Origin of the sequence: Vibrio sp. 10N.222.52.B12 (assembly GCF_002875385.1) — a bacterium.
GTDB classification, from domain to species: domain Bacteria; phylum Pseudomonadota; class Gammaproteobacteria; order Enterobacterales; family Vibrionaceae; genus Vibrio; species Vibrio jasicida.
Genome location: NZ_MDAW01000147.1, coordinates 40,617 through 67,533, shown reverse-complemented (window position 1 = coordinate 67,533; position 26,917 = coordinate 40,617). Strand labels below are relative to the sequence as shown.

Annotated in this window: 20 protein-coding genes; 12 read left to right on the top strand and 8 right to left on the bottom strand. The window is 44.5% G+C overall.

All coding sequences use genetic code 11. From position 1 onward, the window contains the following. Window positions 1–194: 194 nt before the first annotated feature. From yfbV to BCT11_RS22085, 6 genes are all read left to right on the top strand, one after another. On the top strand, window positions 195–647 hold the full coding sequence (yfbV, locus tag BCT11_RS22110; protein ID WP_038869403.1) for a terminus macrodomain insulation protein YfbV: 453 nt from the start codon (window positions 195–197) through the stop codon (window positions 645–647). Window positions 648–966: 319 nt separating this feature from the next. Beyond that, complete coding sequence (locus tag BCT11_RS22105; protein WP_038869404.1) at window positions 967–1,932, top strand: ABC transporter substrate-binding protein; 966 nt, start codon at window positions 967–969, stop codon at window positions 1,930–1,932. A gap of 54 nt (window positions 1,933–1,986) precedes the next feature. Then, on the top strand, window positions 1,987–2,922 hold the full coding sequence (locus BCT11_RS22100; RefSeq protein WP_102389308.1) for an ABC transporter permease: 936 nt from the start codon (window positions 1,987–1,989) through the stop codon (window positions 2,920–2,922). Further along, window positions 2,919–3,713, top strand: coding sequence for an ABC transporter ATP-binding protein (locus BCT11_RS22095; RefSeq protein ID WP_038869408.1), 795 nt, complete (start codon window positions 2,919–2,921; stop codon window positions 3,711–3,713). The genes BCT11_RS22100 and BCT11_RS22095 overlap by 4 nt, the downstream gene beginning before the upstream one ends. 139 nt (window positions 3,714–3,852) lie before the next feature. Beyond that, complete coding sequence (gene malZ / locus BCT11_RS22090) at window positions 3,853–5,679, top strand: maltodextrin glucosidase (protein WP_039974577.1); 1,827 nt, start codon at window positions 3,853–3,855, stop codon at window positions 5,677–5,679. A gap of 113 nt (window positions 5,680–5,792) precedes the next feature. After that, entirely contained in the window at window positions 5,793–7,253 is a 1,461-nt protein-coding gene (locus BCT11_RS22085; protein WP_102389307.1) for a sensor domain-containing diguanylate cyclase, read from the top strand. 76 nt (window positions 7,254–7,329) lie between these two features. Here BCT11_RS22085 and dusC read toward each other — a convergent pair whose 3' ends face one another. Next, complete coding sequence (gene dusC / locus BCT11_RS22080) at window positions 7,330–8,289, bottom strand: tRNA dihydrouridine(16) synthase DusC (protein ID WP_102389306.1); 960 nt, start codon at window positions 8,287–8,289, stop codon at window positions 7,330–7,332. Window positions 8,290–8,476: 187 nt separating this feature from the next. Between dusC and BCT11_RS22075 the strand changes: the two genes are divergently transcribed. Beyond that, window positions 8,477–9,085, top strand: coding sequence for an SEC-C metal-binding domain-containing protein (locus BCT11_RS22075; protein ID WP_063344667.1), 609 nt, complete (start codon window positions 8,477–8,479; stop codon window positions 9,083–9,085). Between the two features lie 79 nt (window positions 9,086–9,164). Here the strand turns inward: BCT11_RS22075 and dsbB are convergent, their stop codons facing one another. Together dsbB and nhaB are read right to left on the bottom strand one after the other, a co-directional pair. Beyond that, entirely contained in the window at window positions 9,165–9,701 is a 537-nt protein-coding gene (gene dsbB, locus BCT11_RS22070) for a disulfide bond formation protein DsbB (RefSeq protein ID WP_038881615.1), read from the bottom strand. Between the two features lie 86 nt (window positions 9,702–9,787). Beyond that, window positions 9,788–11,374, bottom strand: a complete 1,587-nt coding sequence (nhaB, locus tag BCT11_RS22065) for a Na(+)/H(+) antiporter NhaB (RefSeq protein WP_102389305.1) — start codon at window positions 11,372–11,374, stop codon at window positions 9,788–9,790. 638 nt (window positions 11,375–12,012) lie between these two features. Between nhaB and fadR the strand changes: the two genes are divergently transcribed. After that, the gene (gene fadR, locus BCT11_RS22060) at window positions 12,013–12,852 is read left to right on the top strand and encodes a fatty acid metabolism transcriptional regulator FadR (protein ID WP_038869421.1); all 840 of its coding nucleotides are present in this window, start codon (window positions 12,013–12,015) and stop codon (window positions 12,850–12,852) included. Window positions 12,853–12,923: 71 nt separating this feature from the next. Here fadR and BCT11_RS22055 read toward each other — a convergent pair whose 3' ends face one another. Beyond that, complete coding sequence (locus BCT11_RS22055; RefSeq protein ID WP_102389304.1) at window positions 12,924–13,730, bottom strand: hypothetical protein; 807 nt, start codon at window positions 13,728–13,730, stop codon at window positions 12,924–12,926. Between the two features lie 212 nt (window positions 13,731–13,942). Beyond that, entirely contained in the window at window positions 13,943–16,003 is a 2,061-nt protein-coding gene (gene metG, locus BCT11_RS22050) for a methionine--tRNA ligase (RefSeq protein WP_102389303.1), read from the bottom strand. 157 nt (window positions 16,004–16,160) lie between these two features. Between metG and apbC the strand changes: the two genes are divergently transcribed. The 3 genes from apbC (at window position 16,161) to BCT11_RS22035 (ending at window position 20,338) form a co-directional block, all read left to right on the top strand. After that, window positions 16,161–17,237, top strand: a complete 1,077-nt coding sequence (gene apbC, locus BCT11_RS22045; protein ID WP_039977053.1) for an iron-sulfur cluster carrier protein ApbC — start codon at window positions 16,161–16,163, stop codon at window positions 17,235–17,237. Between the two features lie 181 nt (window positions 17,238–17,418). Continuing rightward, window positions 17,419–18,060: a uridine kinase gene (gene udk / locus BCT11_RS22040; protein ID WP_038869428.1), complete on the top strand. Its 642-nt coding sequence runs from the start codon at window positions 17,419–17,421 to the stop codon at window positions 18,058–18,060. A 190-nt stretch (window positions 18,061–18,250) separates the two neighbouring features. Next, window positions 18,251–20,338 carry an AsmA family protein gene (locus tag BCT11_RS22035; RefSeq protein WP_102389302.1) on the top strand — a complete coding sequence of 696 codons (2,088 nt, stop codon included), beginning with the start codon at window positions 18,251–18,253 and terminating at the stop codon, window positions 20,336–20,338. A gap of 77 nt (window positions 20,339–20,415) precedes the next feature. Here BCT11_RS22035 and cobO read toward each other — a convergent pair whose 3' ends face one another. Further along, window positions 20,416–21,021 carry a cob(I)yrinic acid a,c-diamide adenosyltransferase gene (gene cobO, locus BCT11_RS22030; RefSeq protein ID WP_038869430.1) on the bottom strand — a complete coding sequence of 202 codons (606 nt, stop codon included), beginning with the start codon at window positions 21,019–21,021 and terminating at the stop codon, window positions 20,416–20,418. A 117-nt stretch (window positions 21,022–21,138) separates the two neighbouring features. Between cobO and BCT11_RS22025 the strand changes: the two genes are divergently transcribed. After that, a complete protein-coding gene (locus tag BCT11_RS22025; protein ID WP_042604471.1) occupies window positions 21,139–21,588 on the top strand; it encodes a low molecular weight protein-tyrosine-phosphatase in 450 nt (149 codons plus the stop codon). Window positions 21,589–21,678: 90 nt separating this feature from the next. Here the strand turns inward: BCT11_RS22025 and BCT11_RS22020 are convergent, their stop codons facing one another. Both BCT11_RS22020 and rne read right to left on the bottom strand, forming a co-directional pair. Next, on the bottom strand, window positions 21,679–23,238 hold the full coding sequence (locus BCT11_RS22020; protein WP_102389301.1) for a SulP family inorganic anion transporter: 1,560 nt from the start codon (window positions 23,236–23,238) through the stop codon (window positions 21,679–21,681). Between the two features lie 321 nt (window positions 23,239–23,559). Next, window positions 23,560–26,634: a ribonuclease E gene (rne, locus tag BCT11_RS22010; protein ID WP_102389300.1), complete on the bottom strand. Its 3,075-nt coding sequence runs from the start codon at window positions 26,632–26,634 to the stop codon at window positions 23,560–23,562. Window positions 26,635–26,917 lie beyond the last annotated feature (283 nt).

The following is a 26,917-nucleotide window of genomic DNA, read 5'->3' as shown; positions in this document are numbered from 1 at the left end:
CTATGATGCGATCCGTGCAGATAGGAATCTCAAGTTGCTTAAATTGTAAATAACGGCAACAATGAGATTGAGGGTCTGCAAAGGATAGCGATAATAGGCAATGATAACAAAAAAATTTTGAAAGAATATTAACTTTCATCAATTTTTTGCGCCTTCAGTTGAAATGTTCAACTATTTTTTAGTGAGAGAGTGGTATGAGTAATAAAGTCGGATTGTTCCATAGCCTGAAAGATGGCCAAAACTACATGGAGATCTGGCCGGTTCGTAAAGAGCTGACCGCCATTTTTCCCGAACAACGCATTATCAAAGCAACGCGTTTCGGCATTAAAGTGATGCCGGCAGTAGCGGCGATCAGTGTTCTCACTCAAATGGCTTTTAACAATTACAATGCGTTACCGCAAGCCATTGTCGTCGCATTATTTGCCATCAGCATGCCTTTACAAGGGATGTGGTGGTTAGGCAGTCGTTCTAATACCAAATTGCCTCCAGCACTTGCGTCTTGGTACCGAGAACTGCATCAAAAGATCACTGAGACTGGCTTTGCACTTGAGCCAGCAAAAGCAAAACCAAGATACAAAGAATTGGCGATTATCTTGAACAGAGCTTTCCGTCAGTTAGATAAAACTGCGCTGGAGCGCTGGTTCTAATCTCGACAACAACAACCCTCAAGTCAATGTTATGAAAATGGAGTGAGCCTTTGTCACTCCATTTCTGTCTGTTCTAGATTTCTCCATCCCACCGTTTTCTGTGCTGTCAAAACTATCTTTATAGCGGCGTCGCGATCACAAATGTTACTTTGTTGTTAAATCTTACTTTTATTTACCGAGAGTTAGCGTTAATAATGAAAACGAGATGCACAAAAAGTGCACAGAAAACACGACATCCCATCTTCTGAATAACCATGCTGGCATCATAATTTTTACGAACGCTCGTGGTACAAGGATGAAGAGACATCAAGGAGTAATGATGAGAACGAAACGTTTACTAGCCACCGCCATTTTAGCTGCTACGGCGACTTTTTCTTCCGCCAGCGTGTTTGCCAACACCGCAACCGTAGCGGTGTCCCAAATCGTTGAGCATCCAGCGTTAGATGCTACCCGACAAGGCTTATTAGACGGTCTAAAAGCCAAAGGTTACGAAGAGGGCAAAAACCTCGAGTTTGATTATAAAACTGCCCAAGGTAACCCCGCGATTGCCGTACAGATCGCTCGCCAATACGTCGGTGAGAATCCAGATGTTTTAGTGGGTATTGCAACGCCCTCTGCTCAAGCTCTGGTTTCAGCGACACGTTCAATTCCTGTGGTATTTACTGCGGTAACGGATCCGGTGGGCGCAAAGCTTGTGAAATCCATGCATCAGCCGGGGAAAAACGTCACTGGCCTTTCTGACTTATCACCTGTGGCACAGCATGTTGCTTTGATTCAAGAAATACTCCCAGCCGCTAAAACCATTGGTGTGGTTTACAATCCAGGAGAAGCAAACGCGGTGACGCTGGTACAACTGCTAAAAGAAAGTGCAGCAGCAAATGGATTAGAAGTCGTGGAAGCGACAGCATTGAAGAGTGCGGATGTTCAATCGGCGACGCAAGCCATTGCCGCTAAGTCGGATGTGCTTTATGCGCCAACAGACAACACAGTCGCAAGTGCGATAGAAGGGATGATTGTTGCGGCAAATCAGGCGAAGAAGCCAGTGTTTGGTGGTGCAACGTCTTACGTCGAAAAAGGTGCCATTGCCAGCCTCGGGTTTGACTACTATCAGGTCGGTGTGCAAACCGCGGATTATGTTGCTGCGATATTAGAAGGTAAAGAACCGGGTGAGCTAGATGTCAAAGTTGCGACGGGCTCTGACTTAGTGGTGAATGAAGGTGCTGCGACCAAACTCGGTATCCAGTTACCTAGCGCTGTAGTGAAACGTGCAACTAGCATGCAATAAGAGTCCTTATCAGGTCGGTAAAATGCTGACCTGATTTATGCAGAGGGAGCAGTTATGTCTGCATTTGCTTTTTTTGGTGCGCTTGAGATCGGCTTGATTTATGGCTTGGTTGCATTAGGCGTTTACCTAACTTTCCGTGTTCTCGACTTTCCCGACTTAAGTGTTGATGGCAGCTTTCCAATGGGGGCTGCCGTGGCTGCAACTGCGATTGTTGCGGGCATCAATCCTTGGATTGCCACCGGAATGGCTGTTATTGCTGGTGGGATGACAGGGTGGGTAACGGCTTTTCTAGCGGTTCGATGTGGCATTCTTCACCTATTAGCTTCCATCCTTACCATGATTGCGGCGTTCTCTGTCAATATTCGCATCATGGGCAAGCCCAATATGGCCCTTCTAGGTGAAGACACCATTCTTACCCCGTTTGAAGCCATAGGGGACTCTATGTACATCCGGCCGTTAGTTGTCGGTGTACTGGTCTTGTTCTCTGCTTGGTTTGTGGTGCGTTTACTGAACAGTGATTTTGGCCTTGGTTTAAGGGCTACAGGCGTCAATGCGCGTATGGTTGCAGCGCAAGGAGCCAGTACAGGGTTTTACACCTACTTTGGCTTGGCGCTATCTAACGGTTTTGTTGGCTTTGCTGGGGCCTTGTTTGCTCAGACCAATAGCTTTGCTGATGTGACCTCTGGTGTCGGTACGATAGTGGTTGGTCTTGCGGCAGTGATTCTTGGCCAGACACTCATTCCAGGTCGCAAAATATGGGTGGCGGTATGTGCGGTCATTATTGGCTCGGTTTTATACCGACTTGCTGTCGCGTTTGCTCTGAGCTCTGGCATGTTTGGCTTACAGGCTTCCGACCTGAATCTCGTTACGGCGGTGCTTGTAGCTGTAGCTCTAATTGCACCAAAGCTAAAACAAAAAATGAAAGCCAAACAACGCGTTAATGACGCCAAACAAACGGCATCTAAAAATGGTTCAGGGGAGGCGCTATGATTGAGTTAAGTAATATCCAAGTAACCTTTAACCCCGGAACGATTTTGGAAAACCGAGCGTTAAAAGGCGTATCTCTGGATGTGCCTGAGCACCAGTTCCTCACTGTGATTGGGTCTAACGGTGCGGGAAAGTCGACTCTGCTTGGTGCGGTGACTGGTGAAACACCGATGATTGGTGGGCAAGTCATTATCAACGGGCAAGACGTAACACGAAAGAGTGTGGACCAACGTGCTACGCAGTGTGCGAGAGTTTTCCAGGATCCTTTAGCAGGGACTTGCGGGGACTTATCCATCGAGGAGAATATGGCTCTAGCGTACATGCGCGGTAAGCGTCGTGGTTGGGGAATGGCGATTTCTTCCAAACGACGTAAACTTTTCCAGGAGAGAATCAGTATTCTTGGTTTGGGTTTAGAGGACCGGCTAGGAGACAGTATTGGTCTGTTGTCAGGCGGCCAACGTCAAGCCGTGAGTTTGGTCATGGCAACACTATCAGACAGTAAGCTGTTGTTGTTAGATGAGCATACTGCTGCGTTAGATCCGCGCATGGCGGCTTTTGTTATCGATCTAACCAAGCGTATCGTCAGCGAGTTCAATCTCACAGTGATGATGGTGACGCACTCAATGAAAGACGCGCTGGCTTGTGGTGACAGAACGGTCATGCTGCACCAAGGTGAGATTGTTCTTGATGTCGCAGGTGAGCAACGTGCCAATATGCAAGTTCCGGATCTCCTAGAGATGTTCTCAAAGGTGCGAGGAGAGGAATTAGCGGACGACAGTTTATTGTTGAACTAATCTAAGCAAACACAGAACTACGCCTACCAAACGTGATCCTCCTTGAGAAATAACCTAAATGGTCGTTTTAAAAGGAGGATTTTTCGGTAAATACTCTTAATTAAAATAGTGGAATATTCCAATACTAAGAGCACTTGCCATGACCCTTCCATTTATCTTCCATAGCCAAACTGATGATGGCCTCACTTTTGATGGCGATTTGCTAACCGTCATCCTGAAAACCGAGAACACTGATTTTGATAGCGTGCACGTTCGTTGTGAACCGGATAATGAAGAATACCTGATTAGCATGTCACGCAGCGGAGAAGCTGGTGAGCTTACTCTCTGGAAAGCTCAGTTTGCGTCAAATAAAGATCGTGATGTGACTCACTATGTCTTCAAACTGCTCAAAGGCAAGCAGCAGTTTTGGCTCGATGGCAGAGGTGTACATAAACGTATGCCGCCCAAAGAGTTTCACTTCAAACTCAACACTCAATCTCAACCGCCAAGTTGGGTACAAGAGCAGGTCTTTTACCAAATTTTCCCGGACCGTTTTGCCTCAAGTCGTTCTGAGCAAGTCACCCAAGATGATTATGCTGCCTATGACCCAGACGCACTGGTTAAGTCATGGGGAGACCCTGTTGGTTCTCATAAAAATACGGGTGCGCGCGAGTTCTTTGGTGGCGACTTAAAAGGCGTAGAGAAAAAACTGGATTATTTGGCCGAACTTGGTGTAACAGCACTTTACTTCAACCCAGTTTTCACAGCGCCAAGCAACCATAAATACGACACCACAGACTACTTCAAGATTGATCCAATGTTTGGCTCGAATGAGCAGTTTGCGCAGTTGTGTGAGCAAATTCGTGGTAAGAAGATGAAGATTGTTTTGGATGCGGTGTTTAACCACACATCTGTTCATCACCCTTGGTTTGATCTTAAACAAGAAGGCCAAGGGGCTTATGGGAATCCAAATTCTGACTTCCGTGATTACTACTTCTTCGAGGGGCAAACCAACAATTACATTGGATGGAAAGGTATTGGCAATCTACCGGTTCTTAACTTTGAGAATGAACAAGTTCGTGACCATATCTACCAAGGTGAAGAGTCGGTCATCAAATATTGGCTTAAACCGCCTTATGCTGTCGACGGTTGGCGCTTCGATGTGATTCATATGTTAGGTGAGGGCGATGGCGCAAAGAACAACGCACACTATGTGGAAGCTTTTCGCAAGGCCACAAAAGAGGTCAATCCCGATGCCTATGTGTTAGGGGAGCATTTCTTTGAAGCGACACAATGGCTTCAGGGGGGACAAGAAGATGGCGCGATGAATTATTACGGCTTTGCTCATCCGGTTCGCGCTTTGATTGCCAAACAAGACATCATGTATGACCCAATTGATATTGATGTCATGGAGTTTAAAGAGTGGATAGATGAAGCTCGGGCTAAAATCCCATTTGCAAACCAACTCTCTCAACTTAATCAGTTAGATAGCCATGATACTGCCCGTTTTCTGACGCTTTTGAATGGTGATGAAGAAAAAATGCGAGTGGCATTGTTGTTGTTAATGACTTATGTCGGTACTCCATGCCTTTACTATGGTAGCGAAGTGGGGTTAGAAGGGAGTTTAGATCCGGACAATAGACGTTGCTTCCCTTGGGAGGAATTAGATGGTTCTCAGTGGTTTCCTTTCTATCAGCTATTAATTGGAATTCGTAATAAATACAAGTCATTACAGTCAGGGGGTATACAATGGTTGCACTGTGATGAAAGCACAATGGTGTATGCCAGACAGTGGAAAGAAGAAACAATAGTTGTGGCATTTAACTTAAGCGAATACGACAAAATTGTTAATTTACCTTTATGGCAACTTGGCTTAAATGCAAAGCACTTGCATCAATTATTAGACAATGGTGAAGTTATCGATGCGCAACGTCATTTTTCTGTCAATATCCCAGCAATGAACTGCAAATTATGGCAGTTGGAGTGACACGTTAGCTCAGATTTATTAAAATTTATGAATACATAAATGAAAAACTATAAATAGCCCTTTGGTAACTTACGCTGTCGAAGGGCAAATAATAACTGAAACAATGGTGTTTAATGGGTAATAAAAGGCGATTTAGCCTCAAGTTTGTCATCTTCTTCCCGCTATTTTTGTTTATCGCGGTCATGATTGTGACGGCGAAAAACTACTACGATGCGATAAATCGTTACATCACCATTGAATATGGGCAAGTCGATCGTGCTATCGACCGAGCGATAAAGGTGTTGACTGCTCTTGACTACAGTTTCGTTAATTACTCCAATCCGGCACACCCATTGTTCAAAGAGCATAACCATATGGAAAAAAATGGTTTATGTTACGTGTGGCCAATTGATGTTCTGCTATTAGAGAATAAGCACTCCGGAGGCTTACCTGCGGTGGAGTTGGATTATATGATTGTCGGACAAAAAGAACTCTGCCAACCCGACACGAAGTTATTTAAGCTTGCGGAGAAAAAAGCAGGCTTTGCTCCGTCCCTTTCTTTTCTTCATGATATTGAATCCCACATTGTCGCGATTCATTACATTGATCAGCGCGGCTACATCATCTCCTCGCCAGATACTTATGCGCAGTATTTTACTCAACAACTTTGGGAGACACTTAAGGCGAGACCTTTCTGGCAGAGAACGGCTCAAGAAACGGTAAAAGTCACCTTGTCTGGTCCCGCTCCAATGTTGGATCGACACGATGGGCAAATTGTGAGTTTGACAGTGCCTATCTATGAAAATGATAACCATCAAGGTGTTTTATCGATTGATTTTGATGTTGATGGTTTACTAGAGGCAAATGAAAACCTAGCAGGTAAACTACACATCATTTCGGCATTAATGGACGTTCCTGATAATGTCATGCGTTTAAAGTCTATTGAACATGAACGTTTGAGTGCAAATCATCGCATTTTCTATGAGTATAACCTTTGGAATGAATTCAAAAACTTATTAGCGTTCGAAAAATACAGCGTTGCGGTGGCTTTCTTTATTTACGTTTTGAGTACAGTGGCGTTGTTCCTAGTGAATACACAAACAGAGCGCCGTTACTTCAAGGAATTGGCCGCTAAAGACCCGATGACAGGACTATTAAACCGCCGCGGTATTCAAGCGGTGTGGCGAAACAAAATGACCAAAAAGCACGTTGCTTTAGCAGTGTTTGATATTGATGATTTTAAGGCGATTAACGATACTTATGGTCATGATGTAGGTGATGATGCGATTCGCTTAGTCGCCAAATGCATTCGAGATAACATTCGACATTCTGATGTTGCGTCACGCTTTGGTGGAGAAGAGTTTGTCTTGGCTATCTATGATGAAGACTTTGACAGCATGCTAAGAATTTTAGAGCGTGTAAGAAAAGCGATTGCCAAACACTCCATTAAAATCGTCGACGGAGGCTTTACGGTTTCGGGTGGGGTTGAATTTAAGTCTGCGGCTCAATTGGAAGGTTTTGATGAGCTGTTTAAGCTTGCTGATGAAAAGCTTTATGAAGCGAAGAGTACAGGTAAGAACAAAATCTGTTATTAAGCGACTTAAGCAATTTTTTGTTGGAAATTAGACATAAAAAAGGGCGAATTGATCGCCCTTTTTTAATGTCGGTAGGTTAAGCGACGCGCGCGTGCAATTCATCTCGATAACGTTGAATGTACTCGACAATAGGGGCGGCTTTGTTAAACGTACGGATTTCTCGGAACAGTTCTTTCGCTTCTGGATACGCTTGTCGCAGATAAGAGAACCATTGTTTTACGCGATTCGGGTAGTACAAGCCTTTGTCGCCCTTCATTTCAAACTGTGAGTAGTAAATCAATAGATCAACCACTTCTGACCAAGGCATAGGCTGGTGGTTGTGTTTAACCATGTTTCCAAGGTTAGGAATGTTGAATGCACCTCGGCATACCATCAGAGAATCAACGCCTGTGGTCGCAATGCAACGTTGGCCATCTTCATAATTCCAGATTTCGCCGTTAGCGATTAATGGGATATCGAAACGCTCACGAATCTTCGTAATGTATTCCCACTTAATTTCAGAAGCTTTGTATCCGCCTTCTTTGGTACGAGCATGAACCGTGAGCTCATTCGCTCCAGCTGTTTGAATTGCGTCTACAATCTCAAAACAGTCTTCAGGGTTCTCCCAGCCAAGGCGAATCTTTGCGGTCACTGGAATATCATTAGGCACGGCATCGCGACATGTTTTAACCACATTGTGGATGAGTTCAGGGTGCTGTAACAAGGCTGCACCACCTTTACTCTTGTTCACCAACTTTGCTGGGCAGCCAAAGTTCAAATCAATACCGCGCGCGCCAAGCTCCGCTGCTTTTATCGCGTTTTCAGCCATCCAGTTTGGTTCTTGCCCAAGTAGTTGGACATGGACAGGTACACCAGATGCAGTTTGAGAGCCTTGCAGAAGTTCAGGGCATAAGCGATGGAAAACATGATCTGGAAGAAGCTGATCGATCACACGAACAAACTCTGTCACACAAAGATCATAGTCGTTTATTTCAGTCAGGATTTGACGCATCAAATGGTCCAAAACCCCTTCCATCGGGCCTAATACAACTCGCATAGTTTGCCTAATACAGTTTGGTGAGAAAAAGGAGGGCGATTGTAGCGATGTGAGTGAAGTTTGTCATTAAAAGAGTCATCCGCTTGGAGTGACATCAACTTGCATTCTATATACCCAAGCATCTCGAGGTTACTTGGGTATAAGCTCTGAGGTATAATGCCGCCAAATTCATGGGAAACCAGATGTCATGCAATATACATTGATAGAAAAAGGTGAAGTCCAGCTAGATGAGTCTTCACTTTTTATTGAAGGCGCGGTACTCGCAGCCAACTTAACGACGAAACCTTTAGCTCCAGAAACTTGGTTAGAGCCGCTATTAGGTGAGGGTTTTAAAGCGATTCAACCAGCAGTAGAAGAACAGATTCACAAGCAGCACAACTATATCCTGCGTAATGAATACTCGATTCTAGAGTTAACAGATAGCAATACAGAGCAGCTAGCAGACTTTGCAGAAGGCTTTATGTCTGTATGGGCAACCATTGAGGAACAATGGCATGACGTTGCGCTTAATGATGGCTTAGAGCGCATGCTGCAAGCATTATTGACGACAATGATGTTGACGATTGATGAAGAGCAAACACAGCAACAAATGCGTGATGCTGGCATCGTAACACCGCCTGCGCTTTCTGATTTTGTGGACCAGCTTGACTTGATGATCAATGAAGTCGCATTAGGCGCTGATGAGCTGATGGTCGGTAAAAAGTCGAAGAGCTTAAATCCATTCAAAGGTGTAGGCCGTAATGATGCATGCCCATGTGAGAGTGGTAAGAAATTTAAGCAGTGCTGTGGGAAGTAGATTTCACTCGCTGACTTGACGTGAAAAAGCCGACCTGAGGTCGGCTTTTTCATAACTATCGCCTGGTTATTGAACCGTGTTATTGGATCGGGTTCTTTCTTTTTGGGCTTACAAATTGAGCAATAAGAACGAAAGCAAAAGCGATCAAGTTACCGGCAAAAATAACCACGAGCCATTGTGGCATCGATAATCCAAAGAATTGCCATACGATTTTTGCACAATCACCATACGCTTCAAACATCCATGGTGCCCATTGATTTAATGGCGCCCAGCTTGGGAACGTAACAAAGAGATCGCATGTAGCAAACGGCGATGGATTAAATTGGTAATCGACATGCTGCATTGCCAGCATTAAACCCTTATATGCACTTGCTCCCCAAGCTGCAAGCGCAATCCAACGCGTGATTGGGTTGTTTGGTGCAATAAGGCCGAGCATTGCAGCTGCCCCAATACCTAGCATGGCTACGCGTTCATAAATACACATAACACAAGGGGCGAGCATCATAACGTGCTGGAAAAATAGGGCACAGGCTTCAAAGAAGACAATAGCAAGAAGAAGTAGAAGCCAAGATAAGCGTCCCTTCGAAAACTGGTTTAGTGATGCGAAAATAGTCACGGGTTTCAATCCTGTCTGAAATATAAAAAAGCTCTGATTACTCAGAGCTTTTTAACGTGGATAAGTTTCCTAATCAACTCATATTTTTAGTGTCCACCTGACACAACGGGTGCTAGATCACTACTACTAGGCACAATCCAACCAGCATCGTAGAAGAATGCGGTTGCAGGTTCTAGGAAGAACATGATGCCCATCAAACCTACAAGAGCAAGTACGATAGTGTATGGCAATGCCATGACAACCATGCGGCCGTATGATAGACGAATCAATGGTGCCAGTGCAGATGTTAGCAAGAATAGGAAGGCTGCTTGACCGTTTGGAGTCGCAACAGAAGGTAGGTTAGTACCTGTGTTGATTGCTACTGCAAGTAGGTCGAATTGTTCACGGGTGATTTGACCGTCGATCAATGCCGCTTTCACTTCATTGATGTAGACTGTCCCTACGAATACGTTATCCGATACCATCGACAATAGACCGTTTGCGACATAGAACAACGCAAGCTGCGTACCTTTGTCTTCAACGGCGAGAACCGCGTCGATAACAGGTTTAAACAACTCTTGGTCAATGATAACGGCTACAATCGCGAAGAATACCGCTAGTAGTGCCGTGAATGGCAGAGCCTCTTCAAACGCTTTACCCATTGAGTGTTCTTCAATCACACCCGTGAACGAAGTCGCGAGGATAATTACCGAAAGGCCAATCAGACCAACTGCCGCCAAGTGTAGTGCAAGTGCTGCAATTAACCACACGGCAATAAGACCTTGAATCCAAAGTTTAGCGACGTCTTGATTTGTACGTGTTTTGCGTTCTTCTCGGTCGAAATCAACAAGGATTTGACGAACGTTATCAGGCAGTTGTGCACCGTAACCACAAATTTTCAGCTTCTCTACAACTGCACAAGTGATCAAACCGCAGAAGAAGACTGGAAGTGTTACCGGTGCCATGCGAATCAAGAACTCACCAAAGAACCAACCAGCTTGGTCAGCAATGATTAAGTTTTGTGGTTCGCCAACCATCGTCGTTACGCCACCTAGTGCGGTACCTACACCAGCATGCATAAGTAGTGAACGTAAGAAAGCACGGTAGTTTTCTAGGTCGTCACGAGTTAGCTCAGTGATGGTGTCATCTTGAGTATGATCGTGGTCGCCAATTGGGTTTCCTGAAGCCACTTTGTGGTAAATCGAGTAGAAACCAACGGCAACGCTGATAACAACTGCGATTACGGTCAGCGCATCCAAGAATGCTGACAAAAACGCGGCAGCGAAACAGAATGCGAGCGAAAGTAACGTTTTAGAACGGATACCAAGCAGGATCTTCGTAAAAATGAACAGCAGAAGCTGTTTCATGAAGTAGATACCCGCAACCATGAATACCAATAGTAGAAGTACTTCGATATTGGCAACTAGCTCATGCTTCACCTGGGCAGGGCTAGTCATACCGATAGCAACCGCTTCTATTGCGAGGAGGCCTCCGGGTTGAAGTGGGTAACACTTCAGCGCCATTGCTAATGTGAAAATAAATTCCGCTACTAGCAACCAACCTGCAACAAATGGGTCAATTAAGAAGAAAACAATCGGGTTAATAATTAGGAAGGCTATAATGGCAACTTTGTACCAATCAGGCGCTTTACCAAGGAAGTTCTTGATAAAGGCATTTCCGAGCGACATCGGCATGATAATTCTCTTTATAACAAAATTATGAATAGACACTACAATAGTGCTTAAGTATCTGTTTGTTAGACTTATTATTTAGTCTTTTAAAACAATAACTTAGAAAAACAACAATCCATTGTCTTACTGTAGTCTTGCCAAGTTACTTCCCCTGAACTTAAGCACCGCTCACTTTCGACCGCAACTCTACACCTCGGCATTTTATAGTCAATAACAAAACGTGATGCTTCCGACTAAAACTGCTTTTTATTTGTAATAACGCGATCAAAACGGCGTTACTATACCACGAAAAGCTTAAAAAAATCACTTTGGAATTTAAAACGAAGTCAATTACGAGAAAAGATCAATTAAGAAAGAATATTAATCGTAAAACACAAATTTATTTTGCATATTTTGAGCAGAAAAATGTGACGAGGTAGGCTTTATTTTATATGACTTTATGACTGCTGTATTTTATACAGAATATGACTTTTGCGCCTTTGGTTCCAAGTGGTTGGTATTTTAAATTGAAGATATATGTAGAGTATTAACTCTATATTTAGAAATCGTTTCATTTATTGATCGTTAATTTTCGCTAATCGTTAAGTAGTGGTATGATGAGTGGTATCGACCCTTAGAAATCAATATTGGATAAAAACAGAATGGTCATTAAGGCTAAGAGCCCTGCGGGTTTCGCAGAAAAATACATAATCGAGAGCATTTGGAACGGCCGTTTTCCTCCTGGCTCAATTTTACCCGCTGAACGTGAACTATCTGAACTGATCGGGGTTACTCGAACTACACTACGTGAAGTATTGCAACGTCTTGCTCGTGATGGATGGTTGACTATCCAGCATGGTAAACCAACCAAAGTGAACCAATTCATGGAGACTTCTGGTCTGCATATCTTGGACACGCTAATGACGTTAGATGTTGATAACGCGACAAACATCGTTGAAGATTTGCTTGCGGCACGTACGAATATCAGTCCAATTTTTATGCGCTATGCGTTCAAAGCAAACAAAGAGGCGTCTGAGCGTACAATCCAGAACGTAATTGAATCTTGTGAAGCACTTGTTAGCGCACCTTCTTGGGATGACTTTATTGCCGCGTCTCCATATGCAGACAAAATCCTGCAAAGTGTCAAAGAAGACAACGAAAAAGATGAAGCAAAACGCCAAGAGATTCTGATTGCTAAGACGTTCAACTTCTATGACTACATGCTGTTTCAACGCCTTGCATTCCATTCTGGCAACCAAATTTACGGTTTGATTTTTAACGGTTTGAGAAAGCTTTATGATCGTGTAGGCAGCTACTACTTCTCGAACCCAGCATCACGTGATCTGGCATTGAGATTCTACCGTCAGTTGTTTGAAACCTGTGAAACAGGTCAGCGTGATCAGCTACCGATTTTGATTCGTCATTACGGTATGGAAAGTGCACAGATCTGGAATGAGATGAAGCTGCAACTTCCAACCAACTTCACTGAAGACGACAGCTAAGCTTCAACTTAACGACGTTTTCAAGAATAAAGAAACCGCAGTCACTCGACTGCGGTTTTTTATTTTAACTACTAGGCTAAAGATAACTTTGGTAGCGGTTGATACAGGACTTCAATAATATCTGACAGAATGTGGTCGTAAGTGTTAAATATGGTCAAAGATAAATCCGAAGTAATATCATACAACTTCTCTACTTTAAGCGTGTTGATATCCCCATCAATGTATTCGTTGAGTGCCTGTATGGAACTTACTGATGTAGGAGAGGCAAGGCTCAAAGGGCTGATAACCGCAAGCTGATTAAGCCTTCTTATCATTACTGACGCATAATTGCGCATTCGTTCAGGACCGCCGCGATCTTCCATATCTTGGATACTGATCCGTAACTGAGTTAATGTTTCTAAGCTGTCGATGACAGTTTGCCAATTCATGTGATATTCGTCATTAAGTTCATCTCTTTGAGCGATAGCCAACCACGCAATGGTCACTTCATCCATCAGGAACAAACAGTGACGAATTAACTGACCATGTTCCATCTGATTACGTGCTACAGAGTTATCCTCCCATTGCTCCATCAGTTTATCGATTTTGATTTGCAGCACGCGATACATGGGTTTGTTCTCGAAGTGTGACGTATCAAGTAATAGGTGTAACTTATTGCTCAACTCACGATGGACGTGTTCTATCTCATTTTCGTGGTTTTGATGATATTGGAGAGAGTGGTGAGTCATTGCTCGATGACGTCGTAATAGGTAGACAACATCACGCAATAAACTGAGTAGCTGGTATTTACGAGCATGTTGCTTCTCGCGCTTCGCAGCCAAGTGATAAATCCCCGCCAGAATGGCAATTGAAATGAAAGTTGAAATCAAAACAAACATAACCAACTCCTTGTTAGTGCTTTTGACCTAGCAAGTAAGTAGGAGCAGTTTTAATGCCAATAATTAAAGTCAATAAAAACAAGGTTTTATGAGTTTTGATTAAAATCAGGCGTACAAATTTGGTGCGTACTCTCACCAAAAGTGTGAATTTGGTCAAAAAAAATCCCCGCCGAATTGGCAGGGATTTTTAAGCAATACGATAACGTAATGAATTACATTACACGCATACCTGGCTGAGCACCTTCGTGTGGCTCAAGGATCCATAGGTCGCTGCCGCCAGGGCCCGCTGCTAGGATCATGCCTTCAGACATACCAAACTTCATCTTACGAGGTTTTAGGTTCGCTACCATTACGGTTAGCTTGCCTTCTAGCTCTTCAGGTTTGTAAGCTGACTTGATGCCAGAGAATACTTGGCGAGTCTCACCACCGATGTCCAGTTGGAACTTCAGTAGCTTGTTTGCTTTTGGCACTTCTTCACACGAGATGATGCGCGCGATACGCATATCAACGGCTGCGAAAGCATCAAACTCAATCTCTTCAGCGATAGGATCTTTGTCTAGCTCAGTTTGGCTTGCTTTTTCTTTCTCAGCTTCAGCTTTCTCTTTTGCTGCTATTTCTGCCGCAGCGTCTTCCTTCGATGCTTCGATCATTGCTTCGATGTTCTTAGGATCGATACGGTTAAACAACGCTTTGAACTTAGTGATCTCGTGATCAGTTAGCGGAGTAGCAACGCCTTCCCACGTTAGCTCTTCGTTTAGGAAAGCTTCAGTGCGAGCCGCAAGCTCAGGCATCACTGGTTTCAGGTAAGCCATTAGTACGCGGAATAGGTTGATACCTACAGAAGAAACTTCTTGAAGCTCTTTCTCTTTACCTTCTTCTTTTGCAAGAACCCAAGGTGCTTTCTCATCGATGTACTGGTTCGCTTTGTCTGCTAGCGCTGTGATTTCACGGATAGCACGGCTGAATTCACGAGTTTCGTACAGCTCACCGATACGCTCAGCTGCTGCAACGAATTCGTTGTAAAGCTCTGGTTCCGCAAATTCAGCAGATAGCTTGCCTTCAAAGCGCTTAGTGATGAAACCTGCGTTACGAGAAGCTAGGTTAACAATCTTGTTTACTACGTCAGCGTTTACACGTTGAGTGAAGTCTTCAAGGTTAAGGTCAAGGTCGTCGATACGGCTATTTAGTTTCGCTGCGTAGTAGTAACGTAGACACTCAGGGTCTAGGTGGTTTAGGTACGTGCTCGCTTTGATGAATGTGCCTTTAGACTTAGACATCTTAGCGCCGTTTACTGTTACGTAGCCGTGTACGAATACGTTGTTTGGCTTACGGAAACCAGAACCTTCAAGCATCGCAGGCCAGAATAGGCTGTGGAAGTAAACGATGTCTTTACCGATGAAGTGGTAAAGCTCAGCAGTGCTGTCTTTCTTCCAGTATTCGTTGAAGTCTAGGTCATCACGCTTGTCACATAGGTTCTTGAATGAGCCCATGTAACCGATAGGTGCATCTAGCCATACGTAGAAGAACTTGTCTTTTTCACCAGGAATTTCGAAACCGAAGTAAGGCGCATCACGAGAGATATCCCACTGTTGCAGACCAGACTCGAACCATTCTTGCATTTTGTTTGCTGTTTCAGCTTGCAGTGAGCCAGAGCGTGTCCACTCTTTTAGCATGCTTTCGAACTGAGGTAGGTCGAAGAAGAAATGCTCAGAGTCTTTCATTACTGGAGTTGCGCCAGATACTGCTGATTTTGGGTTAATCAGTTCAGTTGGGCTGTACGTCTCACCACAGTTATCACAGTTGTCGCCATATTGGTCTTCTGACTTACACTTAGGGCAAGTACCTTTAACGAAGCGATCTGGTAGGAACATTTCCTTCTCAGGATCGAACAACTGAGAAATAGTACGGCTAGAGATAAAACCGTTTTTCTTCAGCTCAAGGTAGATGTGAGAAGCCAGTTCACGGTTCTCTTCTGAGTGTGTGCTGTGGTAGTTATCAAAGCTAATATCAAAGCCAGCGAAGTCTTTTTGATGCTCTTCGCTCACTGCAGCGATCATCTCTTCTGGCGTAATACCCATCTGTTGTGCTTTTAGCATGATTGGCGTGCCGTGAGCATCGTCAGCACAGATGAAGTTTACAGTGTTGCCACGCAGGCGTTGGTAGCGAACCCAGATGTCAGCTTGAATGTGCTCAAGCATGTGACCTAGGTGAATCGAACCATTAGCGTACGGAAGGGCACAAGTTACCAGCAGTTTTCTTGGATCGTTTGCCATACTTAATAATCGCTTTTTGATAGGTATAAAAAATAGAGACTAATACTACCCCATGAGTTCCCTAACGCCAAGGCATCAAACCATGGATTGCCTTAGTTTTTTTGGGGTTCTGAATCTCGCCGCTGGGTGCTACGATTAGATGCATAAAGGAGGCCTCATGCATCAGTTCACTTCAAAACAAGATTTTTGTCATTGGCTTAACCAGTTTCAACATCCGCAGTTGGTGGAAAACTGGGCAGATATTAATGGTATGGTTGCGATCCCCGCGCAAGGTGGTATTCAAATTACCTTGCCGTTTGCGAGCAACGAACTCCAAGTTGCGTTGAGCCATTGGGTTAAAGAGCAACAAGCATCGGGTGATGTTCCAGCGTTCGATTTTCAAATCGAGTTGAATATCAAAGCGCTTGAGACGCAAGTTACCAATGCCGTTAAAGGCGTGAAAAACATTATCGCAGTTAGCTCAGCAAAGGGAGGCGTGGGTAAATCGACAACGGCAGTCAACCTTGCTTTAGCCATTGCACAGTCGGGGGCGAAAGTTGGCTTGTTAGATGCTGATATCTATGGCCCATCGGTTCCTATGATGCTAGGTCAAGAAGACGCAAAACCAGAAGTTCGCGATGCGAAATGGATGGAGCCTATTTTCGCACATGGTATCTATACTCATTCTATCGGTTACTTAGTGGATAAGTCGGAAGCGGCCATTTGGCGCGGCCCGATGGCCTCTAAAGCGCTTTCACAGTTGCTGACGGAAACCGATTGGCCAGAGCTTGATTACTTGGTGATTGATATGCCACCTGGTACGGGTGATATTCAATTGACGTTGTCACAGCAGATTCCAGTAACAGGTACTGTGCTTGTTACGACACCACAAGATCTTGCATTAGCGGATGCTCGTAAAGGGGCGGCGATGTTCCATAAAGTGAACGTCCCAGTTGTCGGTGTAGTTGAGAACATGAGTTATCACATTTGTGGTCAGTGTGGTGCGGTCGAGCACATTTTTGGTACTGGCGGAGCTGAAAAAATGTCGCAAGAGTTTGGCTTAGCCTTACTGGGTCAAATCCCATTGCACATTTCAATGCGGGAAGACATTGATTTGGGCACTCCAACCGTCGCAAGACGTCCGGAGAGTGAGCATGCTGGCTACTACAAGCAATTGGCCGATCGTGTTTGTAGCATCATGTATTGGCAAGGAAAGACCAAGCCAGATGCAATCAGTTTTACAATGGTAAACTAAGTTCTTAAATAGTACTGGTTGAAAACTGTTCGTTTTATCGTTTGCCTAGAGGTTGATCCTCTAGGTAGACAGAAACTTATAACGAAACTCTAATTCCAGCTAGTAACTATGGGGTGAACTCCCTATAATCACGCAGTTTATCTTTTTATGTGACTAGAAAATCATCATCGGGTGCAAACTAATGTCTGATAATAATCAATGCGTCATCGTAGGTATTGCTGGCGCTTCTGCTTCTGGAAAAAGTCTGATCGCGAGCACGATTTACAATGAGCTTCGCGAGAAAGTGGGCGATCATCAAATCGGTGTCATCACGGAAGATTGCTACTACAACGACCAAAGCCAACTAAGCATGGAAGAGCGTGTAAAGACTAACTACGATCACCCGAGCGCGTTAGACCACGACCTACTTTGTGAACACTTGGAAAAATTGGTGCGTGGCGAAGCCGTAGAAGTGCCTGAGTACAGCTACACTGAGCACACTCGTACAAGTAACACCACACCAATGACCCCTAAAAAGGTAATCATTTTAGAAGGCATCTTGCTGCTAACGGACCCACGCCTGCGTAACCTAATGCACGCAACTGTGTTTATGGATACGCCTTTGGATATTTGTCTACTTCGTCGTGTTAAGCGTGACGTTGAAGAACGCGGTCGTACAATGGACTCTGTTCTTAAGCAATACCAACAAACTGTTCGTCCGATGTTCATGCAATTTATTGAACCTTCAAAGCAATACGCAGATATCATCGTTCCTCGTGGTGGTAAAAACCGTATCGCAATCGACGTTCTTAAAGCGCACATTGCAAAACTTCTGAAAGCTTAAGCCTTTAGACGGCTATATCGCTTTATTTTTGTGATAAGAAGTGGCACCTTAGGTGCCACTTCTTTTTTTTGTTTTTAAATTAGTCAGTTGCAGATAAAAATTGGATGTTTTTCACGCTTTTGCGGAACTGTCTGCGATAAGTGGCGTCAGCTATTATAATTTTAAAAACACACGAGCAAGGAAAAAGCGAATGAAGAAACTGCTCTTAATTATCGCCATACCTGTTGTGGCAATTTTGGCCGTTGTTTTAGCATTAATTATTTTCATCAATCCGAATCAATTTAAACCCCTTATTGTGGAACAAGCGCAGAAGCAAACGGGTTTAGAGTTGGTGATTGAAGGCGATATCAGTTGGCAGTTTTTCCCATCGATTGGTTTCGAACTGGGACGCACCGAGCTGCGCAATCCTCAAGGTTTTAGCCAACCAAACTTATTCAAAGTCGACGCCGTCGGTGTGGATGTCTCAGTTACGCCTCTGTTGAGCAAACAATTAGAAATTGGCAATGTCACACTGGATGGCGCTGAGTTCTATTTAGAAACCTTGAAAGATGGCAGCAAAAATATTGATGCTCTTACCAAGGCGCAAACTCAACAAGCTGAGCAAACAACGAATACTACGCCGAAGCAGGAGAGTGCAACGCAAGGTTCTGGCTCCGATTGGACAATCAATCTTGCAGGAGTCAGCATCTCAAATGGTTATGTTGAAATCCAAGACAAGCAAGCAGATAGCCATATTAAGCTTTCTGATATCTCTTTAAATCTCTCCCAGTTTGCTTTTGATAACTGGACCACCGCAGATTTTGGTGTGAAAGGTGAGATGAATGAGCAGAAGTTTACCGCCCAAGGTAAAGCTGACTTTAAGTTGGCGAAAGGTCTTGCAAACTATGCTCTGAAAGACATTAACTTTGATGCGACTTATGCGGATGCGACAAACAAGATTGATTCGGCAACTATCGGTCTGGACACTTTTGAGTTCGATAAGGCCAATAACCTAAGCTATGCGCTCAAAGGCGAAGCGGGTGGCATGACACTCGATATGAAAGGCGGCGGTGAGCTGAACGTTGATAAGGCGATTAGCAAAGTGCAATTAAACAAGTTGACGCTCAACTCAACTTTTGAGGGGGATACGCTGCCGCAATCACCAATGAAAGTGGATATGGCTTCGGATCTTTCGTTTGACCTAACTAAGAGTCACCTGAGCTTTGTGTTGGAGAAGCTAACGGCGAACGCCATTGCACTTGATGGTAAAGCGGATGTCACTCTGGGGGATATTCCTAAGGTACGCTTTGCTGTGCACAGCCCTAATATCGACTTAGATGAATTTTTGGGCTTGAATAGTCAAGCTCCTGCGGGTGATAAACCAGCATCTGGTGGTAGCAAAGCACCAGCAGGACCAGAAGTTGAACCGGACCTGTCTGCATTGAAAACGTTAGACGTGAAAGGCGATATCACGATCGATAAATTCAAAGCGGCGAATGCAAAGATGGAAGCCGTAAAAGCAAGCTTCTCTATCAATCGTGGTGTGTTTGATCTGAACTCGTTCACCTCTAAGCTATATCAAGGTACGATTTCTGCAACAGCTAAGTTGGATGCTCGTAAATCACCTGCGACTTATACGGCTAAGAAGTCGATCAAAGGTATTCATGTTCAACCGCTACTTATTGATGTAGCGAACAACGATATGCTTGAAGGAACAGGTAATATTGACGTTAATGTCAAGGGCAGTAGCCTCACTCCAACAGGCATCAAAAAGAACTTAGTTGGTACTATCGCGATTAACTTTACCGATGGTGCAGTTAACGGCATTAACGTTGCTCAATTGATTCGTGAAAACTACGCACGTTTTAAAGGGCAGAGCTTAGACGGCACAGATGAAGTGAAGAAAACCGACTTCAGTGCTATGACAGCAACATTGAAACTGAATAAAGGTGTCGTTTCAACGGATAACATGAAAGCCCAATCACCGTTATTGCGTGTGCGCGGTAAAGGTAAAGCCAACTATCTGAATGAAACCGTCGATTTTACGATCAGTACCTCAGTGGTTGGTTCTTTAGAAGGGCAAGGTGGTAAGAACATTGATGAACTTAAAGACATTACCATTCCTATCAATGTATCTGGAAAATGGGCAGAGCCTAAATTCAAACTGGTCTTTGATGATGTGTTAAAACAAAAAGCGCAGAAAGAAATTGATCGTGGTGTAGAGAAGCTAACGGACAAGATCAAAGATGAGAAGACCAAAGAAGCCGTTGATGGCCTATTGAAAGGCTTGTTCAATTAACTGCGGTCTAAATCTAAAAGAGAAAAGGGTTGGCAATACGCCAACCCTTTTTTATTAATTATTGCACGATGAATAGATTACCAATCCACACCTTTTAAAGCTTTTACGCCAGATTCAAAAGCGTGTTTGACGTTCTTTACTTCCGATACTGTATCGGCCATTTCAATCAGAGTGCGGTGTGCTCCGCGGCCAGTGATCACGACAGATTGCATTTTAGGACGGTTGTTTAGGGCTTCTACGACCTCATCCAAGTCTATGTACCCATAGCTCACCATGTAAGTTAATTCGTCAAACAGAATCACATCGATCGATTCGTCTTTAAGCATACGCTTACATTCTTGCCAAACTAACTGAGCAGCATCTGTATCCGCCGTTTTATTCTGTGTTTCCCATGTAAAACCCGTGGCCATCACTTGGAATTCTACCCCAAGTTTTTCAAGTAGATTACGCTCGCCGTTGTCCCAAGTACCTTTAATAAATTGAGCAACGGAACAATTCAAACCGTGACCAACTGCACGAGCGATCGTTCCGAAGCCCGAAGTTGACTTCCCTTTACCGTTACCTGTGATAACCAGTAGCAAGCCTTTTTCCTCTTGAGCCGCAGCAATTTTTGCGTCTACCTGTTCTTTTACTTTTTGTTGGCGAGCCTTATGGCGTGCTTCTTTGTTTTCTTCGATAGACATATTACTTCCTCAATTCCTTGTCGTGCCTTGCCCAAGCTGACTTGGGTTCATTGGATTATCTCGCTATGATAGACCAACACATGGTGAAGAAAAACCATCGATAATTCAGGGAATAAAATGAAGAAAATACTCGTTGTTTGTATGGGAAATATTTGTCGCTCTCCAACTGGAGAGGCGGTACTGAGAGCGAAAGCCGAAAAGCTTGGTGTGGATGTCGAAATTGACTCGGCTGGCACAATTGGTTACCACGCAGGTAATTCACCAGATGCACGCTCTATGCAAGCCGGTAAGCAACGAGGCTATTCTTTTAAAGGAATACGTTCACGTCAGGTAAAGGTTGAGGATTTTGGAGAGTTTGATCTTGTACTCGCAGCAGACAAGGCGAATCTTGCGGATCTTCTGGATATTTGCCCGGTAGAGCATCGCCATAAAGTCTCGCTATTTTTGAGCCATTCGGACTCCAAATACGATGAAATTCCTGACCCATATTACGGTAGAGAAAGGGGGTTTGAATTGGTATTAGATTTGATTGAAGAAGCTTCAGAAGCGATTTTGAACAAGCTATAAATGTAAATAAACAGATAACAAAAAGGGACGAGTATGACTCATCCCTTTTTCGCTTTCTAAAGAACTATACCTGAACGATCTAATTTGGGATTAACCCGCTAGAATGTCTGTTGCTACTTTATAGCTTGGATCTTCTTTCACATTGATTTCAACCAAGCTACCCGCTTTATCAAGAAGCTTGCGACAGTCAGGACTTAGATGACGCAGATGAAGCGTTTTACCAAGTGCGGCATAGCGCTCTGCAAGCGTTTCAATCGCTTCGATTGCGGAGTGATCTGTTACGCGAGAGTCTGCGAAGTCAACGATAATATCTTTTGGATCGCCGTGCGCGTTAAACAGTTCTAGGAAGTTTGCCGCTGAGCCGAAGAAGATAGGGCCATGGATTTTGTATTCTTTAGAGCCTTCTTCATTCAAACGAGTGTCTGCGTAGATGTGTTTTGCGTGCTGCCATGCAAACATCAGCGCTGATGCAATAACACCGACAGCAACGGCGACCGCAAGGTCAGTCAGCACCGTAACGACAGTTACTAGAACGATAACAAAGAAGTCTTGTTTAGGTACACGACGTGCAAGCTTGAAGGTCGCCCATTCAAATGTGCCGATTACAACCATGAACATCACACCGACTAGCGCAGCTAGAGGGATCATTTCGATAAGCGATGATGCAAATAGGATAAAGATCAGAAGTGCACTTGCTGCAACGATGCCAGAAAGTCGACCACGACCACCTGAATTTACGTTGATCATTGATTGACCAATCATTGCACAGCCACCCATCGCACCAAATACTGAACACGTCATGTTTGCCATGCCTTGACCGATACATTCACGGTTCGATTGACCGCGAGTATTCGTCATTTCATCTAGAACAGTCAGCGTCAACAGAGACTCAATCAGACCGATAGCTGCAAGGATGATTGCGTACGGCAGAATGATTTGTAGTGTTTCAAGTGTCAATGGTACCGCTGGAATGGAGAATGTAGGGAGAGAGCCCGCCAAAGTCGCTGCTTCGTCACCAGACATAGTACGTAGGAAGTCTACTACTGTGCGAGTTTCCAGATCCAAACCAACAACAAGCGCTGTCACTGTCACGATCGCAACAAGCGAAGATGGCACAGCTGTGGTGATCTTAGGTAGGAAGTGGATGATGCCCATCGTCAAAGCAACCAAACCTAGCATAAGGAACATTTGGTCCTGTGGTAACCAAGTTAGTATACCGTTGATATCAGGTGCTTTAAACTGACCTAACTGTGCTAGGAAGATAACAATAGCTAGACCGTTTACAAAACCAATCATTACTGGATGTGGAACGATACGGATGAATTTACCTAGTTTGAATAAACCAGCGGCAATCTGAAGAATACCCGCCAGCATAATCGCGGCAAATAGATATTGCACGCCGTGGGTTGCAACTAGCGATACCATTACCACTGCCATTGCACCGGTCGCACCTGAAATCATGCCAGGACGGCCACCAAAGATAGAGGTGATAAGGCCTACAATGAATGCAGCATATAGACCGACCATTGGATCTACACCTGCAACGAAGGCGAATGCTACTGCTTCAGGAACCAGCGCCAGCGCAACGGTTAAGCCTGAAAGCACATCATTTTTTACGGAGTGCTTAGAAAATTGAGGAAATTCGAACATGGTTTGTATTGAGTTCTCTTGGCGATGAATTTCTCTCGACACATATTCATATTTGCACAAGTACTGATAGGTGAAGTGTTAGCCACTTCGATCAGCACAAACCGTAGTAAAAAAAGAGCAGCATCAGAATGGTGTCGAAAACTTGAGTCGGCGAATGCTACCGAAAAGTGTGATTAAGTTCAAGAATGATAGGGATAATGACCGACAAATGTGATCAGTCGTTGATATTAATATGAACAATTTCAGTTAACACGATAAGTAACAAAAAAGGCTGCCAAATGGCAGCCTTTTATTTAGCTTTAAGCTATGACAGTTTTAAACTTAGTTAAAGTTCGGTTTTGTCATTGCCGCTGTTGCACTGTTTGTTGCTACTTGGCTACCAGCGCCTTTCGACGTGTAACGTTCAGCTTTAAGTGGTGCTGCGGTAACAGAAATTTCGCGAATTTCTTGAGGGCCCGGTGCTTTCGTCATTGGTGCGCTAGCTTGTGGTTTAGCTACAACTTTGATGACTTCTGCTTTTGGCTCTGCTGTTACTGCTGGTGTTTCGATTGCAACGGCAACTTCTTCTGCTGCTTCTTCAATCGCTTCTACCACAGGTGCTGCTTCTACAACGGTTTCTGTTGCGTCAACCACTGGAGCTTCAACAGCCTCAACGACTTCAACAACTGGAGCTTGTTCAGCCACGACTGGTGCTTCAACAACAACCGTTTCTACAACTGGTGTTTCAGTTTTTGCTTCAACAGTCTCTTGAACTTTCGGTTCAACAGCTGGTGCTTCAGTAACAATAGGTTGTTCACGATGAATGATAACTTTACCCATCGCCATTTCTGGACAAGCAAAACCACCTTGCATTGCTGGTACCGCTGATGTTGCAATAACGGTTTCTTCCTGAACTCGCTCTTCCTTCTTAGGCGCTGGTTTTGGAATGTAACGTGGCATTACCTTACCCATTGCCATCTCTGGAGAGGCTACACCACCTTTACGTAGGCGGAATGGGTTAGGGCGGCGATCACGACCACGACGACGACGTTGACCACTTGCACGTAGGTGACGTGGAGAACGACGGTTACGACGTTGCTTCGACTCTGCCTTGTTGTCTTGTTGTGCTTCTGCTGCTGCCTCTACTGGCTTTTCAACTGGCGCTTCAACAGGTTCAACGGCTTTTACAGTTTCAACTGCTTGCTCGGCGGCTTGTTGGTCCTTCACACGAACAGATTTGTTCAGTTTGCGACGTTGACGACGCTCTTTCACTTTTTCTGCTTTCGCGTTTGGCTTCGCTTTGTTTTCTTCAGGCTTCGCCTCTGAACCAGTACGAGCTTCGGCAGCTAGTTGTAGACCTTTTTCCGCAACTTTAGCGTTTGCCTTTTGCTCTTGAGCTTTTTCAGCTTGTTGAGGTTTTGGCTTGCGCTTTTGGTTACGGTTTTGCGGTTTATTAGACTGCTGCTGTGTTTCGTTCTGCTCTGTTGACTGCTCTTCACGTGGTTTACGACGACGTTTGTTGTCGCGGTTGCCATCACGGTTATCTCTGTCACCACGATTCTCACGGTTTTCGCCACGCTGATTGTTGCGACGGCGGTCGTTGCGATCACGTTTGTTGCGTTTATTGTCGCGGTTTGGTTTCTTCTCTTCTTGTTTCGGCTCTTCTTTAACTTCTTCAGAACCACCAAATAGGAAGCTACCTAGTGCTTTGAATAGACGGCTGAACAACCCAGGTTTCTCTTCCTGTACCACTTCTTTCTTCTTAGCAGCTGGTGCTGGTTTAGAAGCCGGAGCTGGTGCAGTTTGAGTTGGTGAAGCGAAGCCTTTTAGTACTGGTTCTTCAATACGTTTTGGTTTGATTTCAACTTCAACAGGTTCTTTGCCTTCTGCTTCTTTCATTGCTTCCAATTTCTTAGGAAGTAGGTAAGAAAGCAGGTCAAACTCTTCACCTTCGCGTACACGAATCACTTCGAAGTGTGGCGTTTCCATATCAGAGTTAGGAACAACGGTGATCTTAACTTCTTGGATACGCTCGATGTGGTTTACTGAGCGACGCTTTTCGTTCAAAAGGTAAGAGGCAATCGGAACAGGTACAACGGCAAGAACTTGCGCGGTGTTGTCTTTCAGTGCTTCTTCTTCTATTAAACGAAGGACGGATAGAGCTAGAGATTCATTATCACGAACGACACCTGTACCGCTACAGCGAGGACAGATATGGTGGCTCGCTTCTGCAAGAGAAGGGCTCAAACGTTGACGAGACATTTCTAGAAGGCCAAAGCGAGAAATACGACCAATCTGAACGCGAGCACGGTCTAGGCGAACAGCTTCACGTAGACGGTTTTCGACTTCACGTTGGTGGCGAACTGGTGTCATATCGATAAAGTCGATAACAACCAAACCACCAAGGTCACGTAGACGCAATTGACGAGCAATTTCGTCTGCTGCTTCTAAGTTAGTATTCAATGCTGTTTCTTCGATATCACCACCCTTTGTTGCGCGAGCAGAGTTGATGTCGATAGAAGTTAGCGCTTCTGTTGGGTCGATTACGATAGAACCACCGGATGGTAGACGCACTTCACGTTGGAAAGCCGATTCAATTTGGCTTTCGATTTGGTAGTGGCTAAATAGCGGTACTTCGCCTTCGTATTTTTTAACGCGGCTGATGAAATCTGGGCGTACCAGCTGAATGTGCTCTTTAGCACGTTCGTAGATGGTATTGCTGTCGATTAGAATCTCACCGATATCACGACGTAGGTAGTCACGGATTGCACGAACGATTACGTTACTTTCTTGGTGGATTAGGAATGGAGCAGGGTTAGAATCTGCTGCGCCCTTAATCGCACCCCAGTGGTTAAGTAGTACGTTCAAATCCCACTCAAGTTCTTCTGCACTCTTACCTACGCCTGCAGTACGTACGATTAGACCCATACCTTGTGGTAGTTCTAACGTGCTTAAAGCGGCTTTCAGTTGAGTGCGCTCGTCACCTTCGATACGGCGAGAAATACCGCCAGCACGAGGGTTATTAGGCATGAGAACAAGGTAGCTACCCGCAAGAGAAATGAACGTAGTTAGGGCTGCCCCCTTACTACCACGTTCTTCTTTTTCCACTTGCACGATTACTTCTTGACCTTCAGTCAGCACTTCTTTAATGCTTGGGCGACCTTGGTAAGTGTAACCTTCAGGGAAATATTCGCGGGCAATTTCTTTGAGAGGGAGGAAACCGTGACGCTCAGCACCGTAATCAACAAATGCGGCTTCTAAGCTTGGTTCGATACGTGTGATACGTCCTTTGTAGATATTCGCTTTTTTAGATTCATGACCTGGACTCTCGATATCAAGATCGAAAAGTCGCTGGCCATCAACCAGAGCGACACGCAACTCTTCTTTTTGAGTTGCGTTAATTAACATTCTTTTCATTGAAAATTTCTCGTTGTCTTTTCTTTTATATTTCTTTGCAACTTGTCACTGGTTTTTCGCTCTTTCACGGTGCCTGATCCCATGGCTTATATTTTGCAGCCTCCCGGCTGGAAGGGGATGCTCTCGGGCACTTCAGTCATCACAAATTCTTTTGGGTTTCGTTGGAAACGGAAACTTGTGACCCGCTATTCGGGCGGTTGATACTCAACGTGAATATGCGAGGAGTAGAGTGACAAGTGTGTTGAACTCAATGTGTCTTACGCCAATGCTGCACCTGACATTC

Bases quoted from the DNA above. Each gene is read 5' to 3' on its own strand.
- yfbV (WP_038869403.1), top strand. From the start codon at position 195: ATGAGTAATAAAGTCGGATTGTTCCATAGCCTGAAAGATGGCCAAAAC.
- BCT11_RS22105 (WP_038869404.1), top strand. From the start codon at position 967: ATGAGAACGAAACGTTTACTAGCCACCGCCATTTTAGCTGCTACGGCG.
- BCT11_RS22100 (WP_102389308.1), top strand. From the start codon at position 1,987: ATGTCTGCATTTGCTTTTTTTGGTGCGCTTGAGATCGGCTTGATTTAT.
- BCT11_RS22095 (WP_038869408.1), top strand. From the start codon at position 2,919: ATGATTGAGTTAAGTAATATCCAAGTAACCTTTAACCCCGGAACGATT.
- malZ (WP_039974577.1), top strand. From the start codon at position 3,853: ATGACCCTTCCATTTATCTTCCATAGCCAAACTGATGATGGCCTCACT.
- BCT11_RS22085 (WP_102389307.1), top strand. From the start codon at position 5,793: ATGGGTAATAAAAGGCGATTTAGCCTCAAGTTTGTCATCTTCTTCCCG.
- dusC (WP_102389306.1), bottom strand. From the start codon at position 8,289: ATGCGAGTTGTATTAGGCCCGATGGAAGGGGTTTTGGACCATTTGATG.
- BCT11_RS22075 (WP_063344667.1), top strand. From the start codon at position 8,477: ATGCAATATACATTGATAGAAAAAGGTGAAGTCCAGCTAGATGAGTCT.
- nhaB (WP_102389305.1), bottom strand. From the start codon at position 11,374: ATGCCGATGTCGCTCGGAAATGCCTTTATCAAGAACTTCCTTGGTAAA.
- fadR (WP_038869421.1), top strand. From the start codon at position 12,013: ATGGTCATTAAGGCTAAGAGCCCTGCGGGTTTCGCAGAAAAATACATA.
- BCT11_RS22055 (WP_102389304.1), bottom strand. From the start codon at position 13,730: ATGTTTGTTTTGATTTCAACTTTCATTTCAATTGCCATTCTGGCGGGG.
- metG (WP_102389303.1), bottom strand. From the start codon at position 16,003: ATGGCAAACGATCCAAGAAAACTGCTGGTAACTTGTGCCCTTCCGTAC.
- apbC (WP_039977053.1), top strand. From the start codon at position 16,161: ATGCATCAGTTCACTTCAAAACAAGATTTTTGTCATTGGCTTAACCAG.
- udk (WP_038869428.1), top strand. From the start codon at position 17,419: ATGTCTGATAATAATCAATGCGTCATCGTAGGTATTGCTGGCGCTTCT.
- BCT11_RS22035 (WP_102389302.1), top strand. From the start codon at position 18,251: ATGAAGAAACTGCTCTTAATTATCGCCATACCTGTTGTGGCAATTTTG.
- cobO (WP_038869430.1), bottom strand. From the start codon at position 21,021: ATGTCTATCGAAGAAAACAAAGAAGCACGCCATAAGGCTCGCCAACAA.
- BCT11_RS22025 (WP_042604471.1), top strand. From the start codon at position 21,139: ATGAAGAAAATACTCGTTGTTTGTATGGGAAATATTTGTCGCTCTCCA.
- BCT11_RS22020 (WP_102389301.1), bottom strand. From the start codon at position 23,238: ATGTTCGAATTTCCTCAATTTTCTAAGCACTCCGTAAAAAATGATGTG.
- rne (WP_102389300.1), bottom strand. From the start codon at position 26,634: ATGAAAAGAATGTTAATTAACGCAACTCAAAAAGAAGAGTTGCGTGTC.